The sequence below is a fragment of the Luteibacter sp. W1I16 genome (assembly GCF_050434905.1).
Taxonomy (GTDB): Bacteria; Pseudomonadota; Gammaproteobacteria; order Xanthomonadales; family Rhodanobacteraceae; genus Luteibacter.
Genome location: NZ_JBNDJJ010000001.1, coordinates 3,368,312 through 3,386,406 on the forward strand (window position 1 = coordinate 3,368,312; position 18,095 = coordinate 3,386,406).

The 18,095-nt window shown below is 67.4% G+C and carries 17 protein-coding genes; 3 read left to right on the forward strand and 14 right to left on the reverse strand.

The genetic code is table 11. The features are described from left to right. Window positions 1-30: 30 nt before the first annotated feature. From tilS to QFZ41_RS14890, 11 genes are all read right to left on the reverse strand, one after another. Window positions 31-1,320 carry a tRNA lysidine(34) synthetase TilS gene (gene tilS / locus QFZ41_RS14840; RefSeq protein ID WP_429199453.1) on the reverse strand — a complete coding sequence of 430 codons (1,290 nt, stop codon included), beginning with the start codon at window positions 1,318-1,320 and terminating at the stop codon, window positions 31-33. Then, entirely contained in the window at window positions 1,317-2,060 is a 744-nt protein-coding gene (locus QFZ41_RS14845; protein ID WP_429199454.1) for an NYN domain-containing protein, read from the reverse strand. Before QFZ41_RS14845 ends, tilS begins: the two co-directional genes overlap by 4 nt. Before the next feature lie 62 nt (window positions 2,061-2,122). After that, a complete protein-coding gene (locus tag QFZ41_RS14850) occupies window positions 2,123-3,082 on the reverse strand; it encodes an acetyl-CoA carboxylase carboxyltransferase subunit alpha (RefSeq protein WP_306850107.1) in 960 nt (319 codons plus the stop codon). 188 nt (window positions 3,083-3,270) lie between these two features. Further along, a complete protein-coding gene (gene dnaE, locus QFZ41_RS14855; RefSeq protein WP_429199455.1) occupies window positions 3,271-6,816 on the reverse strand; it encodes a DNA polymerase III subunit alpha in 3,546 nt (1,181 codons plus the stop codon). Window positions 6,817-6,880: 64 nt separating this feature from the next. Further along, on the reverse strand, window positions 6,881-7,465 hold the full coding sequence (locus QFZ41_RS14860) for an NUDIX hydrolase (protein ID WP_429199456.1): 585 nt from the start codon (window positions 7,463-7,465) through the stop codon (window positions 6,881-6,883). A gap of 69 nt (window positions 7,466-7,534) precedes the next feature. Next, on the reverse strand, window positions 7,535-8,359 hold the full coding sequence (locus QFZ41_RS14865) for a 5'-3' exonuclease (protein WP_429200254.1): 825 nt from the start codon (window positions 8,357-8,359) through the stop codon (window positions 7,535-7,537). A gap of 62 nt (window positions 8,360-8,421) precedes the next feature. Then, on the reverse strand, window positions 8,422-8,994 hold the full coding sequence (locus QFZ41_RS14870; protein ID WP_429199457.1) for a nitroreductase family protein: 573 nt from the start codon (window positions 8,992-8,994) through the stop codon (window positions 8,422-8,424). 43 nt (window positions 8,995-9,037) lie between these two features. Continuing rightward, the gene (locus QFZ41_RS14875) at window positions 9,038-9,595 is read right to left on the reverse strand and encodes a DUF3106 domain-containing protein (protein WP_429199458.1); all 558 of its coding nucleotides are present in this window, start codon (window positions 9,593-9,595) and stop codon (window positions 9,038-9,040) included. Window positions 9,596-9,600: 5 nt separating this feature from the next. Further along, window positions 9,601-9,972, reverse strand: a complete 372-nt coding sequence (locus QFZ41_RS14880; protein ID WP_429199459.1) for a hypothetical protein — start codon at window positions 9,970-9,972, stop codon at window positions 9,601-9,603. After that, the gene (locus tag QFZ41_RS14885; RefSeq protein ID WP_429199460.1) at window positions 9,969-10,592 is read right to left on the reverse strand and encodes an RNA polymerase sigma factor; all 624 of its coding nucleotides are present in this window, start codon (window positions 10,590-10,592) and stop codon (window positions 9,969-9,971) included. Before QFZ41_RS14885 ends, QFZ41_RS14880 begins: the two co-directional genes overlap by 4 nt. A 98-nt stretch (window positions 10,593-10,690) precedes the next feature. Then, window positions 10,691-11,137 (reverse strand): hypothetical protein, encoded by a 447-nt coding sequence (locus QFZ41_RS14890; RefSeq protein ID WP_429199461.1) that lies wholly within the window; start codon window positions 11,135-11,137, stop codon window positions 10,691-10,693. A 191-nt stretch (window positions 11,138-11,328) separates the two neighbouring features. On the opposite strand from QFZ41_RS14890, the gene sufT reads away from it, so the two are divergent. The 3 genes from sufT (at window position 11,329) to QFZ41_RS14905 (ending at window position 15,429) form a co-directional block, all read left to right on the forward strand. Further along, entirely contained in the window at window positions 11,329-11,886 is a 558-nt protein-coding gene (gene sufT, locus QFZ41_RS14895) for a putative Fe-S cluster assembly protein SufT (protein WP_371024835.1), read from the forward strand. A gap of 211 nt (window positions 11,887-12,097) precedes the next feature. After that, on the forward strand, window positions 12,098-13,936 hold the full coding sequence (locus QFZ41_RS14900) for a M4 family metallopeptidase (protein ID WP_429199462.1): 1,839 nt from the start codon (window positions 12,098-12,100) through the stop codon (window positions 13,934-13,936). A gap of 176 nt (window positions 13,937-14,112) precedes the next feature. Then, a complete protein-coding gene (locus QFZ41_RS14905; protein WP_429199463.1) occupies window positions 14,113-15,429 on the forward strand; it encodes a S8 family peptidase in 1,317 nt (438 codons plus the stop codon). Between the two features lie 15 nt (window positions 15,430-15,444). On the opposite strand, the gene QFZ41_RS14910 is transcribed toward QFZ41_RS14905, so the two are convergent. The 3 genes from QFZ41_RS14910 to QFZ41_RS14920 form a co-directional block, all read right to left on the reverse strand. Further along, complete coding sequence (locus tag QFZ41_RS14910) at window positions 15,445-15,930, reverse strand: asparaginase domain-containing protein (RefSeq protein ID WP_429199464.1); 486 nt, start codon at window positions 15,928-15,930, stop codon at window positions 15,445-15,447. Between the two features lie 65 nt (window positions 15,931-15,995). Continuing rightward, window positions 15,996-17,654, reverse strand: a complete 1,659-nt coding sequence (locus QFZ41_RS14915; RefSeq protein WP_429199465.1) for an acyl-CoA dehydrogenase family protein — start codon at window positions 17,652-17,654, stop codon at window positions 15,996-15,998. 110 nt (window positions 17,655-17,764) lie between these two features. Then, window positions 17,765-18,091: a DUF2069 domain-containing protein gene (locus QFZ41_RS14920; protein ID WP_429199466.1), complete on the reverse strand. Its 327-nt coding sequence runs from the start codon at window positions 18,089-18,091 to the stop codon at window positions 17,765-17,767. Window positions 18,092-18,095: the final 4 nt, after the last annotated feature.

The window sequence follows — 18,095 nt, forward strand, 5'->3', positions numbered from 1 at the left end:
CCGCAAAACTAGCTCACATGGCCGTTTCGATCAATCGCCGCGGTGCCACACCGGCCGTCCACCGGCGGTGTCGAACACGCTTTTTCCTTCGTCGCTTAACCACTTGTCGGCGACGGCGACGAGGTGGCCATCGAACTCGATCAGCGGCATGCGGGGGCGTTCCCAGGGGGGCACGGCCGCCTGCTGGAACAGGTCACGCAGTTCGCGGGTGTGCTTGTCGCCGTGGGGGCGCAGGGCCTCGCCTCCGTGCCGGTAACGCACTGTCATCGCCACCGAAAGCCTGCCGTGCGACAGGGACAGGATGCCGCCGCCGGGAAGCGCGAGCGGCTCGCCGTGCCACGGTGCCGACCACGCGGCGTCGAAGGCGCCACGGCGGGGCATGGCCCAGAGGCGTCCCTTCCATACGCGCACTTCGGTTTCGCCCCAGGCGACCAGCGGCAGGCGTTCGGCGGCGGCCTCGCGGACCTGCCGTTCGAGTGCCTCGCGTTGCGCGGTGGTCGGTGCGGAAAGACCCGCCGCGTGGAGCCAGTGTTCCAGCAGGGGCGCGCGCCAGGCCGGCGGCAGGTCGAGCCATCCGCGGGCGTCCAGCGTGCCGTGCTCGTCGCCCAGGCGGAGCAGCGCGTCCATCCAGGCCTCGCGGAGGTTGTCCGAGGCCTCCCGGCACAGGCGGGCGCCGTGCGCGATGCTGGTCGCCGCCTGAGGCCACCGGGCGGTCAAGGCGGGAAGGATCGTGGCGCGCAGATAGGCGCGCGCGATACGCGGATCGTCATTGGACGGATCGTGGATGACGTCGAGCCGGTATTCCGCGATATGGTCGAGCAGGGCCGTACGTGGAAGGTCGAGCAAGGGGCGCCACAACAGGCCCGCGCCGAGCGGGCGTCGTTCGCGCATGCCGGCGAGGCCTTCCGGACCGGCGCCGCGCAGCAGCTTCAGCAGGACCGTTTCCACCTGGTCGTCGCGATGATGGGCCAGGACCAACCGCTCGCCCTGGCGGAGCGATGCAGCGAACGCGGCGTAACGTGCGCGCCGGGCGGCCGCTTCGATACCTTCGCCTCGCGTCAGGTCGACCGCCACGCGAACCACGTCGCAGGGCACTTCCAGCGATTCGCAGAACCGCCGGCAATGCAGCGCCCACGCACCGCTTTCCGCGTGCAGCCCATGATCGATGTGGAGGACGCGCAGCACCGGGCGGGGCATCCGGCCGGCGAGCGCATGCAGCAGTGCCGTGGAATCGGGGCCGCCGCTGTAGGCGACGACGAGTGGTTCATTTCCCGCGTCGTGCAGCGAGCGATCGAGATGATCGGCCAGCGATGGGCTCATTTCGCCTTGCCGCGCATGCGCACGTAGAGGTGCTTCGCGTTGCCGAACTGGCGTTCCTCGACGTCGAACAGGCCGATGCCGTTGATGAGCCCGCTCAGTTTCGAATAGCCGTAGTTGCGTGAATCGAAATCGGGCGAGCGCTTGCTGAGGATGCTGCCGATGCCACCGAGCGCGGCCCAGCCGTTTTCGTCCGAGGCGGCTTCCACGGCGTTGCGCAGCAGGTTCATCAACTTGGAATCGCCGCGTAGCTCGTGCGCGCTCCTCGGCGCGGACACGACTTCGTTCTCGTTCTGCTCGGTGCCCACCAGCACTTCGGTGTAGATGAACTTGTCGCAAGCGGAAACGAAGGCCTTCGGCGTCTTCTGTTCGCCGAAGCCATAGACGATGAGGCCTGCCTCGCGGATGCGCGACGCGAGACGCGTGAAATCGCTGTCGCTGGACACGATGCAGAAGCCGTCGAAGCGTTCCGCGTAAAGCAGGTCCATCGCGTCGATGATCATCGCCGAATCGGTGGCGTTCTTGCCCGAGGTATACGCGAACTGCTGGATCGGCTGGATGGAATGGTCGAGCAGGGCGGTTTTCCAGCCGTTGAGATTGGGGCCGGTCCAATCGCCGTAGATGCGCTTGACGTGCGCCGTGCCGTACTTCGCGACCTCGGCAAGCAGCCCATCGACGATGGCCGGCCTCGCGTTGTCGGCATCGATCAACACGGCGAGCTTCTGGGTGACGTCATTGGCCATGGCGGGCTCCGGTGTCGGCGGTCAGCCGATGGTACGCGCTAGCCGTGTCGTCCGTCCTCGCTTCAGCCCTCGCTGAAAGCCCCGTAGGCACGCAGGCGCTTGTAGCGCCTTTCCAGCAGTTCGTCGGTGGACAGGGTTTCCAGCGCATCGAGTTCGTTGAGCAGGACGGCCTTCAGGCGGATCGCCATCGACTGGGGATTGCGGTGCGCGCCACCGAGCGGCTCACGGACGATCTTGTCGATGAGGCCATTCTCGAGCAGGCGCGGCGCCGTGAGGCCCATGACCTCGGCGGCGTCCTTGGCCTTGTCGGCGCTTTTCCACAAGATGGAAGCGCAGCCTTCCGGCGTGATGACGGAGTAGGTGGAGTACTGCAGCATCAGCGTGCGATCGCCCACGCCGATGGCCAGCGCGCCGCCGGAACCGCCTTCACCCGTGACCGTGCAGATGACCGGCACGCGGAGGTCGGCCATTTCGAGCAGGTTGCGCGCGATGGCTTCCGACTGGCCGCGTTCCTCGGCGTTGATGCCCGGCCAGGCGCCGGCGGTGTCGATGAAGGTGAACACGGGGATGTGGAAACGCTCGGCGAGCTTGAACAGGCGCAGGGCCTTGCGGTAACCCTCGGGGCGCGGCATGCCGAAGTTGCGCTTGACCTTCGACTTGGTGTCACGGCCCTTCTGGTGACCGACGATCATGATCGAGCGGCCGTTGATCCGCGCCAGGCCGCCGACGATGGCCTGGTCGTCGGCGAACATGCGGTCGCCCTTGAGTTCGTGGAATTCCTCGCACATCGCCTGGATGTAATCCAGCGTGTACGGCCGCGCGGGGTGACGCGACACCTGGCTGACCTGCCAGGGCGTCAGGTTGCGGAAGATCTCGGCCGTCTTGACCTTGAGCTTCTCACGCAGCCGGCCGACTTCCTCATCGATGTTGAACGCCTGCCCGCTACTGGCGTGGCGAAGTTCTTCGATCTTCGCCTCCAATTCGGCGATGGGTTGTTCGAAATCGAGGAAATTGGGGTTCATGGGCAACGGTGGTTCGGAAAGACCCGACAGTATACCGGGTGCCGCAAGGCACCGCTGTGCGCGGGGGTACGGTCCTGGGGCTGCCATCTAAGTGATTGAACGGGAAAGTCTCCGAGGCGCTGGAGAGCCTGCCGAAGGGCCGGTGCTATGAGAGATGCCGGGCCCTGCCCCGTCATCCGTTTCGGATATCAGTCCGCCGGGCGTACCAGGCGCAGTTCCGTGCCGAGTACGCCCGGCAACGTGCGCAGGGTGCGCATGAGGTCGGGCAGGGCGCGCACGCGCCACGCGTCGCCCAGTTCGAAGCTGGCCTGGCCGACATGGTTGCGATAACCGGCAAGGAGCAAAGGGGTGCGTCCGCCGCGATAGCCCATGAGCGCCTGGCGCAGGTGCTGGGGGAAGTCCGGACCGACGCCGTTGAGTTTCAGCGTGAGCAAGCGGCCGAAGTGCTCCATCGCATCGGCGAGCGAATAGGCCTTGCGGGCGCGTAACTGGTAACCGCCGGCGAAATCGTCGATGCGCAGACCGCCTTCCACCACGATGAGGTTGCCTCGCGTGAGCAGGGGCGCCGCCTCGGTGAACACTTCACGGAAGAAGCTGGTTTCGAGCATGCCGGTCGCGTCTTCGATCTGCACGAAGGCGTCGCTGTCGCCGCGCTTGCGCATGCCCACGACCATGCCGGCGACCGTCCAGGGCGTTTCCGGCCCGCGACGGAAACGGCTGGCGTTGTCGTCATCGTCGTTGCGTCGTGGCTTGGGAGGCTGGTAACGCTGCGGAATCTCGCCGATCGGGCAACTGGAAAGCTGAGCCAGTTCCGCCTTCCAGGGATCGGTGGGGTGGCCGGAGAGGTAATGGCCGAGCGTGTCGTGCTCGCCTTGCAGCAATTGCTCCAGCGGCCATTCGGGCACCGCGCCCGACAGTTCGATGAGGCTGGGCGCCTCGGCGGCGCCGAACGCGTTGCCGAAGATGTCGACCTGTCCGGAGGCACGGTTTTTCGCCTCCTGGTCGGCGGCGCGCATCGCTTCGGGAATGTGCATCAGCAGCGTGGCGCGGTTTTCGCCAAGGGCGTCGAGCGCGCCGGACTGCACGAGCGCTTCCATGGTGCGCTTGTTGAGCTTGTTCGAACCGACGCGCTGGCAGAAATCGACCAGCCCGCGGAACGGGCCCTTCGACTTGCGCTCGGCGACGATCTCCTCGCAGATGCCCTGGCCGACGCCCTTGATCGCACCGAGCCCGTAACGGACCACGCGCGGCTCGACCGCCTCGAACATCCAGTCGGATGCATTCACGTCGGGCGGCAGTACGGTGATGCCGATCGCGCGGGTTTCGTCGAGGAAGGTGACGACCTTTTCGGTGTTGTCCATGTCCGACGAGATCGTCGCGGCCATGAACTCGGCGGGGTAGTGCGCCTTCAGCCAGGCGGTCTGGTAGGAGACCAGCGCATACGCGGCCGCGTGCGATTTGTTGAAGCCGTAGCCCGCGAACTTCTCCATGAGGTCGAAGATCGCGTCGGCCTTCTCGCCGTCGATCCCGTCCTTGGCGGCACCTTCGCGGAAGGTCGCGCGGTGCTTGACCATTTCCTCGGGCTTCTTCTTGCCCATCGCGCGGCGCAGCAGGTCGGCGCCGCCGAGCGTGTAACCGCCGACGATCTGCGCCATCTGCATCACCTGCTCCTGATAGACCATGATGCCGTAGGTCTCTTTCAGGATGGGCTCGACGCGCGGATCCGGGTATTCCACCGGTTCGCGTCCGTGCTTACGGGCGCAGAAGCTGGGGATGAGGTCCATCGGGCCGGGACGATACAGCGCCACCAGCGCGATGATGTCTTCGAAGCGGTCGGCTTGCGCGTCCTTGAGCATGCCTTGCATGCCGCGCGATTCGAGTTGGAAGACGGCGACGGTCTGCGCCTTCTTCAGCAGGTCGTAGACCTTCGGATCGTCCAGCGGGAGCGCTTCGATCACCAGCGGCTCGACGCCTTCACGTTCCCGACGCTTGTTGATCGCCTTCACCGCCCAGTCGATGATCGTGAGCGTGCGCAGTCCGAGGAAGTCGAACTTGACCAGGCCGACCGCTTCGACGTCGTCCTTGTCGTATTGCGTGACGACGCCTTCGCCACCCGGTTCGCAGTACAGCGGGGCGAAGTCGGTCAGCGGGGTCGGTGCGATGACCACTCCGCCCGCATGCTTGCCGGCGTTGCGGGTGAGGCCTTCGAGACTCAGCGCGAGGTCGATGAGCTGGCGCGGTTCCTCTTCCTGCTCGTAGACGTCGCAGAATTCCTTGACGATGCGGTCGGGTTCTTTCTTCGATTTTTCCGTGCGGCCGAGCGCATCGCCCAGGGTGAGGTCGAGCGGACGGTTGGGGATCAGCTTGGCGAGCCTGTCGACCTGGCCATAGCCCATGCCGAGCACGCGGCCGGAGTCGCGCAGCACCGCCTTCGCGGCCATCGAGCCGTAAGTGATGATCTGGCTGACGTGGTCGCGCCCGTACTTGCGCGACACGTAGTCGATCACCTCGTCGCGGCGATCCATGCAGAAGTCGATGTCGAAGTCGGGCATCGACACGCGTTCGGGGTTGAGGAAGCGCTCGAAGAGCAACTCGAACTGGAGCGGATCCAGGTCGGTGATCTTCAGCACCCAGGCGACCAGCGAGCCGGCGCCGGAACCGCGGCCGGGGCCCACCGGGATACCGTTCTGTTTACCCCAGTTGATGAAGTCCGCCACGATCAGGAAGTAGCCGGGAAAGCCCATCCGGATGATGACGTCGACCTCGCGGTCCAGGCGTGCCTGGTAGTCCTCCAGGGTCTTGCCGGGCGCCAACGGGTGGTGGCGCAGGCGCTCCTCGAGGCCGAGCTGGGCCTGCTCGCGGATGTACGTGTCGAGCGTATGGCCGTCGGGCACCGGGAAGTTCGGCAGGTAGTACGTGCCGAAGCTCAGTTCCAGGTTGCAGCGCTTCACCAGCTCGATGGTGTTTTCGAGCGCTTCGGGAATGTCGGCGAAAAGCGCCTCCATGTCCTCGGACGACTTGAAGTACTGCTCTTCGCTGTAATCGCGCGGACGCTTTGGGTCGGCGAGGACGCGCCCCTGGTTGATGCAGGTTCGCGCTTCGTGCGCCTCGAAGCCTTCGCGCTCGAGGAAGCGCACGTCGTTGCTGGCGATGACCGGCAGTTCGTACTCACCGGCGAGCGCCATGGCCGCGCGCACCCAGTGTTCCTCGTTCTCGCGGCCGGTACGGGTGAGTTCCAGGTAGAGGCGGTCGGGGAAGAGCCGGCGCAGCGATTCCAGCCGCGGCCCGGCAGTGGTCAGGCCCGCGCCGAGCGCGACGCGGGCCACTTCGCTTTCGCGCCCCGCGATGGCGATCAGGCCGCGCACGCTCTCCGGGTGCATCCAGGCAGCCTCGACCAGCGCGCGGCCGGAACCCTGGCCTTCGCGCCAGGCGCGGGAAACCAGCCGGGACAGGTTGAGGTAACCGTCGCGGTCCTGGCAGAGCAGGGTGAGGCGCCAGGGACGCGGGTCGTCGGGGCTGGACACCCAGATGTCGCAGCCCGCGACCGGCTTGATGCCGGCCGCGGTGCACTGCTTGTAGAACTTCACCAGGCCGAACAGGTTGTTCTCGTCGGTCAGTGCGACCGCCGGCATCCCCGCACGCACGCAGGCCGCGACCAACTGCTTGATGCGGATGGTCGAATCGACCAGCGAATACTCGCTGTGCAGGTGGAGATGGGCGAAACGGACAGACATGGGCGACGCCGGACAAGGCAGAGGGAAGGCTACCCGTGGGAGCCCGGCAGGACAAGAATTGACATCAACGCATGTGGGCCTCTGGATGTTCGATGAACCAGAGTCCCGCGAACAGCTTGGCATCGATGGAGAAACCCTCCTTGGCCCTGTCGAACAGCCATTTGCCGGCCTCGGCGCGCGGAACCTCATGGACGATGATGTTTTCGGTCTCGTCGCCGCCGCCCGGGCCCACGCGCTCCAGGTCCCACGCGCGCGCGAAGGCGATCATCTCGGTGCTCATGCCGGCCGAGGACGGACCTTCATGCACGAACTCGAGGCGGCCGCAGCGGTAGCCGGTCTCTTCCTCCAGCTCACGCCGCGCCGCGATCAGGACGTCCTCGTCTTCCGCGCCCGCGATGTCGCCCACCAGTCCGGCGGGCATCTCGATGGTGTTGGCGAGAATGGAGACGCGGTATTGCTCGACGAAGACGACCTTGTCGTCGGGCGTCACGGCGAGAATGATCACGGCGCCGCCGGCGTTGTTGCGTACCGCGTATTCCCAGCGCCCGCGCTTCTTCATGGTCAGCCACTTGCCCTGGTACAGCGTTTCCTCGGGCGCGGAGGCGTCTTCGGGCACGGGCGAGGCGTGAGGCAGGGGACCGGTCGGCATGGGTGGGCTCCTTGGAGGGGACGGCGAAGTATCCGCACAAGAGTATCGTGCCCTCGTGACGCCGGGTGATCAGATCAGTGCCCGTAGCCTCGTGCGCGTCAGTGGCCCGAAGCGGATGCGTTCGCACAGTTCGTCGATGGCTGAAGCGTCGCCCGAGCGGCGGCTGAGCGCATCGGCCGTCTCGGCCACGGCGATATCCAGCGCGATGCGCGTCAGCCGGCGGCATAGCAGTGCCTGGTCGGCGTGTTCGCGGAGACGGACGGCGCAGGACGCCGCCCCACGGATGCGCAGGTACGGCACTTCGTCGATACGTTCGAGAATGGCATCCAGGCTGCCGAAATGGCCGAGCAGGGCGGCGGCGGTCTTGGCGCCGATCCCCGGGACGCCGGGAATGTTGTCCACGGCGTCGCCGCACAGGGCGAGGTAGTCGGCGACCTGGTGCGGATGCACGCCCATGCGTTCGAAGACACCGGCGGCGCCCCAGCGGACGTTCTTCGCGAAATCCCATTGCTCGTCGAATTCTCCGAGCAACTGGCCGAAATCCTTGTCCGCCGAGACGATCACGCCGCGGAAGCCGTGCGAACGCAACCCCCATAGCGCGCTGCCGATGAGGTCGTCGGCTTCGTACTGGTGGTCGTTGAGCACCGTGAGCCCGAGCGCCGCGGCGATCTCGCGGCACAACGCGAACTGGCGCACGAGCTGGGGCGGTGGCAGGTCGCGGTTCGCCTTGTAGGCGGGATAGATCGCGTTGCGGAAGGAGGTGGTGAGCGACGCGTCGAAGGCCACGGCGATGTGTTCGGCGCGGCTGCGCTCGAGCAGTTCGCAAAGGAACCGCGTGAAGCCATGCACCGCGTTGACCGGCTCGCCGTCCTGATCATGAAATTCGTCCGGCATCGAGTGCCAGGCGCGGAAGACGTAGAGGCTGCCGTCGACCAGGTGGACGAGTGAATCGCCGCTCACGGTTCCCACGTGCTCACGATGTCGTCGAAGGCGGGCCGATCGCGCTCCGGCGCTTCCATGGCGGGCGTGCCGACGTGGATGAAGCCGATGACGTGTTCGTTCTTCTTCATGCCGAGCAGCTTCGCGACATCGCGGTCGTAAGCGGCCCAGCCGGTGAGCCACTGCGCGCCGTAGCCCAGCGACTGCGCGCCGAGGAGGATGTTGTAGGCGACGCAGCCGGCGGCGAGGTTCTGTTCGAGCTCGGGAACCTTGCTGTCTTCATCGATACGCGCCGAGACCACGAGGACCAGCGGCGCGTGTTCGTAGCGGCGTTGTTCCTTCTCGCGCTTCGCCTCGGACATGTCCGGATTCGCCTCGACGGCCCGCTTCGCCAGCTTGCGCCCGAAGGCCAGTTTCGCCTCGCCACGCAGGACGCGGATCCGGAAGGGCTCGAGCTTGCCGTGGTCGGGCACGCGGATCGAGGCCTCGAGCAGGCGGCGCAGGGTGGTGTCATCGGGGGCGGGTTCGCCGAGCTGGCGCGAGGGCACCGAGCGGCGGGCGTCGAGAAAAGCCAGGGCGGTCAGGGTCATCCCCCTAGTTTACCCGCCAGCCGCCCCGCTGGGAGCCGGTATTTCAGTCGCCCGGAGGCGGCCTGCGCCCATCGGGCGGCGGCGGGGGTGGCGGCAACGCATCGTTCGGGCCCAGGTGATCGATCGCTTCGCGTTGCTGTTCGGGCGACTGTTGCCGCCATTTGTCCATCAGCTGGCGTCGTTGTTCCGGCGGAAGGTTGCGGAATCGCTCGAAGGCATCGTGCAGCTTCGCGCGCTGCTCCGGCGTGAGGTCCTGGAATTTCTGCCGGTTCCTGCGCGCTTCCTCGCGCTCGGCGGGTGTCATGTGCTGCCAGCGTTCGATGCGCTCGCGGATTTCCGCGCGGCGCTCCGGTGGCAGGCCGCGCCAGCGCTGTGCCTTGTCGAGCATTTTCGACTGGCGCTGGGGTGGGAAGCTGTCCCAATCGTTGGCAAGCGGCGCGAGAACGTCTTTCTCGTCGGCGGACAGCGCGCTCCACGGCCGTGGTGGCGGCAGCGACGCCTCGTCCCGCGTTGGCGGGGGCGGAGGACGATCCTGGGCCGAAGCGGCCAGGGGTGCCGTCAGTGCGAGAAGCAGGGCGAAGACGAGCGGAGCGCGGCGCATGGGGATCACTTGCGGGACGAGGACGGGGTGTCGTTGTAGGCCAGCCAGCTATAGAACTGGAGGTCCTTGTACAGGGCCGGATCGGCGACATCGGCATCCGGCGGCAGGTCGCTCGGGTCGGCATCGGCCGCCTGCCGGGCGGCGGGCGGCGCCGAGGGCGTCACGCCGGGCTGCCAGACCATCAGCGTGGCCAGCGCGAGCACCGCGAACGCACCCGCCGGCAACATCAGGCGCCGCACCGGCGATTCGGTGGGCTGGGCCAGCGCGGTGCGGCGCGCGGCGCGCAGGCGGCCGGCCACCGCCGGATCCACGTCACGGCTGGCGCGCAGGTACAGATCCCTGGCGCGGCGTTCGAGTTCGTGATCATGCTGGCTCATCGCCATGCCTCCAGTTGATCGCGCAGCGCATGCATCGCGCGCGAAAGGTGAGTCTTCACACTGCCGTCGGAGCAGCCCATGGCTGCCGCCGTTTCGGCCACGTCCAGGCCTTCCAGGATGCGAAGCGTGAAGGCTTCGCGCTGGCGCCGGGGCAGGTTGCGCACGGCCGCCACGATATCGGCATAGGCCTGCGAGTCCTGCAGCCGGGCCGAGGGGTCCGGACTGTCGTCGGCCGGTTCCCAACTCGGCAGGTCGTCGCCGTCGTCGTCCTTGCCGCCACCGAGCCAGCCCACCACGATCGAGCGCACCTTGCGCCGCCGTTGCAGGTCGACGATGCGCCTGCGCAGGATGCCCCAGAACAATGGGGTCCATTCCCCGGCCGGTTTCGCGCCGTAATGGCGGACCAGCCGCAACATGGCATCCTGCACCGCGTCCAGCGCGTCCTCGCGGTTGCCCAGGTGGATCTCCGCCATGCGCCAGGCGCGGCGCTCGATGGACGCGAGGAAGGCGTCCATGCTGGCGGGCGCTTCCCGCAGGTCGTCGAGCGATGCGCTGTCGATCGCGATCGAGGCGTTCACGGCCTTCTCCGCGTCGTCGTTCTTCGCATCCTCATGCTCCATACGGCCTGATCCACTCCGGTTAACGCGGTCGGCGACCGCCGGTTGACTGCCCGTTTCGCGCAATATCTTCCGGGGCAAGGGATTTACGGCTTATGAAGTCAATGGGCATGACGGCCGCGAGCACGCAGGGGCCAGGCGACCAGAGCCGCCAGCGCCGCGCCCGCCAGCGCCAGCACGATGTCCCCGGGGCCCTGGGCCAGGCCGGCGAGATCGATCAACATGGCCGGGCCCGCATCGGCCATCGCCTGGGCAAGGCCCACGCCCATCATTCCCGAGATGTTCGCGGCGGCGACCAGGCAAGCGGTGTAGGCGGCGGCGATCAGGGTGGCCGAAGCGGCCAGCAGCGCGCCCGCGGCACCGCGGAAGCGCAACCAGCGGCGCACCACCACGCCCAGGATCCAGCCGGCGGGCAGCACCAGCGCGGGCAGGGCGCGACCGAACATCATCGACGGCACCATCCAGACGGCGCCGACGGCGAAGCCGAACATCACGGCGCAGAAGGCGCCGAAGACGAAGCCGGGAAGGCGGGTACGCTCAGCCGGCATGGGTATCGGTCAGGTCGCGCATGGGATCCTGGATCGGGGCAAAGCCGCCATGATAGCGGGCGGGGAGGCGGCGCGCTCTTGAGGGTGCCGGCCACAGCCCCGACTTAGAGCCGGTGGATGCTTACCGCCGGCGCGCGGCGGGCGCATAATCGACGACTTTGCGGCCGCGGCGCGGCCTTTACAGGACAGCAATGAGCGGTTTCAGTCTCAGCAGCGAGCCTTTCACCCTCGAACGTGACTGCCAGGCGGTCATGGTGCCGCAGGGCGAGACGGTGACGCTTCCCGCCGGGCAGATCGGCTACATCACCCAGGCACTGGGTGGCAGTTTCACCGTGTACGTGGAAGGCAACCTGTTCCGCATCGCGGGAAACGACGCCGATGCGCTGGGCAAGGAACCGCCGAAGGCGATCGAGCTGGACGACGACGCCTCCGACGAGGACGTCGAGAAACTGGTCTGGCAACAACTCCGCACCTGCTTCGATCCCGAGATTCCCATCAACGTGGTCGAACTCGGGCTCGTGTACGACGTGACCCTCGAAACCACGGACGAGGGCGCACGCCGTGCCTACGTGAAGATGACCCTGACCGCGCCGGGTTGCGGCATGGGCGACATCCTCGTGGACGACGTGCGCACCAAGCTCGAACTCATCCCGACCGTCGTCGAGGCGGACGTCGACCTCGTGTTCGATCCGCCCTGGAACCACTCGATGATGTCGGACGCGGCGAAGCTCGAAACCGGCATGCTCTGACGCCGCCTGGTTCGCATTTTCCTCCGGCCTAGGGAAATCCCTAGGTAGTCGACCGCGAGTTCTTGCGATAGGTTGACCGTGACTTGCGGCGGGGAGGCCGTCAAGTCGGAACAAAACGGGCATCGCGCTGCGGCGCGAATTCATATCGTTCGGAATGTGGTCCCCACGGCCGCAATGGCTTCGTGTGGCCCGTTCCCGGAGGAGGAACGTAATGGCAAGTCATTTTCGCTTGAAACTCCTAGTCGCTTCGCTGGCTATCGCGGCTACGTCGGTCGCCACGGCTGGCACCGAGCAGGCGCTCCGTGCGCAGAACCTCGGGGCCGTTCCCGCCAATCAGCTGGCGGCGAAGCTCGGTCTTTCCGCGGACAACGCGTTCGTGGCCAGGACGGCGCTGCCGACCGTGAAGGGCACGCAGACCGTACGCATGCAACAGACGTTCAAGGGCGTGCCGGTCTACGGCCGCAGCATCGCGGTGGAACAGGACGCCCAGGGCAACGCACTGGTCGCCAACGGTATCGTCACCTCGGACCTTCAGGTCGACCTCAGTTCCGTGACGCCGAAGATCGACCAGGCCAGCGCGATCGCCTCGCTGATGAAGCAGGCGCGCACGCTGACCGCGGCGACGGTCAAGCCTGAGAATGCGAAAGCCGACCTTTACGTGTATCCGGTGGACGGCGCGCCCGCGCGCCTCGTGTACCTGACCTCGTTCTTCTCCGGCGGCGATCGTCCCACCCGTCCGACCGCGATCATCGATGCCAACACCGGGCAGGTGATCGAGCAGTGGGAAGGCCTCACCAATGCCGAGGTGGACGCGACCGGCCCGGGCGGCAACCAGAAGGTCGGCCAGTACACATGGGGAGCGAACGGCCTGCCCGCGCTGCGCGTGACGCAATCCGGAACCACCTGTACGGCGCAGAACGCGTACGTGAAGTCGTACAACATGAAGAAGGCCACCTCCGGCAGCGGCACGTTGTGGAGCTTCACCTGCTTCAACTCCAGTGGGGATGCGGTGAATGGCGCCTATGGCCCAATCAACGACGCCCATCACTTCGGCGGCGTGGTTCATGACATGTATACCGCCTATACCGGCGCGGCGCCATTGAACCAGGTGCTCATCATGAAGGTGCACTACGGCAGCAACTACGAGAACGCGTTCTGGGACGGCAGCTCGATGACGTTCGGCGATGGCGCCAGCACGTTCTATCCGCTGGTCGCGCTCGACGTCACCTCGCACGAGATCAGCCACGGCTACACGGAACAGCACTCGAACCTCGCCTACAGCGGCCAGTCCGGCGGCATGAACGAGGCCTATTCGGACATCGCGGGTGAAGCGGCCGAGTACTACGACCGCGGCAGCAACGACTTCCTGGTCGGCTCGGACATCGTCAAGACCAGCGCCGGCATCGGCGACGCGTTGCGCTACATGTGCAACCCGACCCAGGACGGCGGCTCGATCGACAACGCGGCCGACTACTACAACGGCCTCGACGTGCATTACTCCTCGGGTGTGTACAACAAGGCCTTCTGCGTACTGGCCAAGAAAACCGGCTGGGATACCGTCAAGGCGTTCAAGGCCTTCGCCCGTGCCAACGCCCTTTACTGGACGGCGAGCTCCAACTTCAACACCGGCGCATGTGGCGTGGCCAGCGCGGCGACCGACCTGGGCTACTCGGCGACCGATGTCGCCGCGGCGTTCACGGCGGTGGGCGTGACCTGCTCCACCGGCGGCGGTGGCGGCACGCAGTTGCAGAACGGGGTGGCCAAGACCGGCCTGGCTGGAAGCTCGGGTACCGAACTCAGCTACACGGTGGTCGTCGCGGCCGGTGCGTCGAACCTCAGCATCGTCACCAGCGGTGGCACGGGCGACGCGGATCTCTACGTGAAGTTCGGTTCCGCGCCCACGACCTCCAGCTACAACTGCCGCCCGTACCTCAACGGCAACAACGAGACCTGCACCTTCGCGGCACCGCAGGCCGGCACCTACTACGTCAAGGTTCGTGGCTACAGCACGTTCTCCGGCGTCTCCCTAAAGGCGACCTGGACGCCATAAGCCACGGCGACGGCGTGTGTTCGACGAGGTCCGGGCGCTAGCGTCCGGACCTCTTTTTTTGTCGGGCGCTTTTTCCTACGTCCTCCGGTGGGCGGTATCGGGTATGCGCCGCATCGACGGAGTCCTACGTTCGTTCGACCCCCGCGGCCGCGCCGCGTCATCGAAGGAACGTCCCCGTGCGATTGGCTCCCCTCATCGCTTTCATCCCGCTCGTCTTCTCTCCCTGTGCGAGTGCCGAGGACGCGGTGCGCTACATCGTCCATTTCGTTGATACGGATGCCGCGCGCGCCGCGCGCATGATGCCCGCGGCGAACGACGCGCGGGCCGACACACCACGGCATCTGCGCTCCCTGGCGGCAGGCGGCGAGTTGTTCCACGTGCCCGGCGGTGATCCCTCCCGCCTCGCTGGCTTGCCCGGTGTCGCCGCCGTCGAAGAAGACCTGCTGCTCACCGCCACCGCCGTCGTGGATCCCTTGTGGAAGCGCCAGTGGTACATGCACGATCCCAAGGTGGGCGTGGACGCGGAAGTGGCCTGGCGCCATACCCGTGGCGCGGGAGCCGTGGTGGCGGTGCTCGACACCGGTATCACGGCACATCCCGAGTTCGATGGACAGTTGCTGCCCGGCTACGACTTCGTCAGCGATGCCGCCGCCGCGCGCGACGGCGACGGTCGCGATGCCGATCCCACCGACGAAGGCGACTGGAGGGACGCCGGCGACTGCCGTTCCACGCGCGTCGCGACTTCGTCGTGGCACGGCTCGCACGTGGCCGGCATCGTCGCGGCCCGTTCCGGCAACCGGCCGGGCATCGTGGGCCTCGCGCCCGAGGCGAAGCTGTTGCCCGTACGCGTTCTCGGTCATTGCGGAGGGAGGCTGTCCGACGTGGCCGACGCCATCGTCTGGGCCAGTGGTGGCACCGTACGCGGCGTTCCCCGGCTGGAGCGGCGTGCCGACGTGATCAACCTCAGCCTCGGTGGTCCCGGTGCCTGCGGCATCACCTTCACCCGCGCCATCGAGCAGGCGCGTGGACGCGGCACGGTGGTGGTCGCCGCCGCCGGTAACGACGGGGCGAAGGCTTCGACCAACGTGCCGGCGAATTGCCCCGGCGTGGTCACGGTCGCGGGGCTCGCGCGCGACGGCTCGATGGCGTGGTATTCCAACCACGGGGAGCGCGTCACCTTGTCCGCTCTTGGCGGCACGTTGCGCGAGCGCGGCGCGGACGACATCGTTTCCACGGTCGACGCGGGCAAGCGTGGACGCGAGCGCCCCATCTTCGCGTATTACGCCGGTACCTCGATGGCGGCACCACAGGTGGCGGCGCTCGTCGCGCTCATGCGTTCGGCCGATCCCGCCATCGGCGTCGACGACGTGACACGGCAGCTGATCGACAACGCGCGGCCGTTGCCAGGGGCTTGTCCGAAGGGCTGCGGCGCGGGCCTCATGGATGCCGGCGCGACGGTCGACGCGGTGGTCGAGGATCGCGCGCGCCGCTAAGCGCGCCTTCGCCGGTCAGACGGCTTCGAAACGATTCGCGTCGCGGTTCTTGCGAACCGTGGCCGGATCCCACACGCGGCCGTTCATGGCGATATAGACGCCATCGGCCAGCGTCTGCACGGCGCCCACGGCGCAACCGATGTTGAACACGGCATCCGAGCCCTGGAAGCGCGCCGGGTTGAGCGCGCCGGTGAGCACGATCACCTTGCCGGGAATTCCGGCGAGCACGCGGGCCGTCTCGACCATGGTGTCGGTGCCATGCGTCACCAGCACATGGCGATGCGGCTGGGCCTCGATCGTGCTACGGATCAACGTGCGGTCTTCCTCGGTCACGTGCAGGCTGTCCTTGCGCAGGATGGGGATCACGTCGAAGCGAAACGCGACGCCCAGCTGGTGGAGGATCTCGCCGATCTGCGGTGAACCGATCTGGTAATCCGACTTGTCGTCGAAATACACCTTGTCGATGGTGCCGCCGGTGGTGACGATGGTGAGCTGCTGCATGATTGACCTGGAAGCCGGGTGGGGCGGGGCGATCATTCTACATCGCATGTCCCGGATGAGCCGTGTCAGCGGGGAAAACCCGACGCCGGCGAATCCGAGGCGAGCACGATGTCCTCGTCGTTCTCCGGCAGCGCCAGGCGGTCGAGGCCGCGCGCGATGAAACGCCGGGCCGCGGCAGCCGGCCGGGAATCGCCCGAGCCGGCCGCCCAGGACGCCGACCGGACGAGGAGCGCCGCGGCCATCGTCCGGGCCAGGGTGAAGGCGATGCCACGCGCCGAGGCTTCCAGCGAGGCGCGGTCCGCCGCGATTTCGCCCAGCAGCGCTTCGGTGGCGTCGAGCGCGGCCACCAGGGCGGGGCGGTCCGGCGTGCCGTCGGGCACCAGGCCGTCGATCGCTTGCCGGAACGGGCCGATGCCGTTCGCCAGCGTGCGCAGCATGTCCAGCGAGAGCACATTGGTGGTGCCTTCCCAGATCGCGTACACCTGGGCATCCCGAAGCAGCTGGGGAAGCCCGGTGTCCTCGATGTAGCCCGCCCCACCGAAGCACTCCAGCGCCTCGGACACCACGCGGATCGACACCTTCGCCGTCCACAGTTTCGCCAGCGGCGTCAGCAGGCGCAGCAGGGCGGCATCCTGCGCATCGCCTTCGCCCTGTTCCGTGCGGCCCAGCAATTCCGCCACGTGGAAGGTGAGCGAGAAGGCGCCTTCGTATTCCGCCTGCATGTCCGCCAGCGTGCGTGCATGCAGGGGATGGTCGATGAGGCGGTGGCCGAAGGCGATGCGTCGCGTGGCGTAGTCGCGCGCAAGGGCGATCGCGCGCGCCATGCTCGCCACGGCGCACACCGCGTTCCACGTGCGCGTGACGTTGAGCATTGGCGCGATCTGGCGAACGCCGTGGTCCAGCGGTCCGACCGGCGTCGCGGGCAGGCCATCGAGGTGGATCTCGGCGGTGGGCAATTCGTGCGTACCCAGCTTCTTCTTGAGCCGGTCGATGGTGATGCCACGCCACGCGCCCTGTTCGTCCTTCGTCTCGACGTAAAAGAGCGCGAGGGCGGCGGTGCCCGTGCCCGCGCCTTCCGGGCGCGCCAGCGCGAGCGCCGCTTCGCCCACCACGGCCGAACTGAACCACTTGCGCCCATAAAGCCGCCACTGGCCGTCCGCATCCTGACGGGCCGTGGTTTCGGTCCGGCCGACATCGGAACCGCCGGGCGTTTCGGTCATCCACTGGCCCGACAGCCAGAACGAGGACGGATCGCGGCTCAGGAAATGGGGCAGCGCACGTTCGATCAGGCGGGTGTTGCCCGAGGCGCGCAATGCCGTCGCCGCGCCGTCCGTCATCGCCAATGGGCAGCAATAGAACTCGCTGGCCACGTGGTAGAGATAGACGCGTGCGAACTCCTCCACGCGCGCCCAGCGCGAAGGCTCATGCCCCGCCGCCAGCACCGCATGCTTCGTCGTCAGCGTGGGGCCTTCTTCCCAGGCGGTGGTCAGGGCGATGCGGTCGACACGCGAGCCCCAGGCATCCCACTGGGTGAGGATGGGTTCGCTGCGCGGCGTGCGGCCGCGGCGATCCCAGGCCATCACGGCGTAGTCGGCCAACGCGTCCAGGTCGGCGCTCGCCGCCGCCAGCCGGTCGGCGGGCAAGGTGCGACGCAGCCATGCATCGAGCACGCGGTCTTCCCGGAAGGGATGCGCCAGTCGCGGCGCGTCCTGCACAAAGCCCATCGCGGCGCCCTCGTCGTCGGAATCGATGCCCTAGCCTGCACCGGCGCCGGCCGGTCGTCGATACGCTGCGCAACATGCGCGCCGGGCGACGCCGCGCGGAAATAGCGAGATCAGGCGCGCCGTCGCACGCCCACCCCCAGCGTGCCGATAAGGAGCAGCGTCAGGACGATCTCGACGAAGGCCAGCCAGCGGTCCGCCGTCGAACTCCATGCCTCCGACACGCCGTGGCAGAAATAGAACAGGGCGAGGATGCCGACCCAGAGCAGCGCGCGCGTCACGTTCGGCAGCGAGAGCAGGGGCAGCAGCAAGGGCGGCACGGTGAGCGCGAATGCCACCCATGTGGGGATCGATACCGGCGGATACAGGCTGTACCAGAGCACCTGCAAGCCCACCAGCGCGGCCCATGCCGCCAGTCCTGTCTTCTGTGTGGTGGTCAACGCC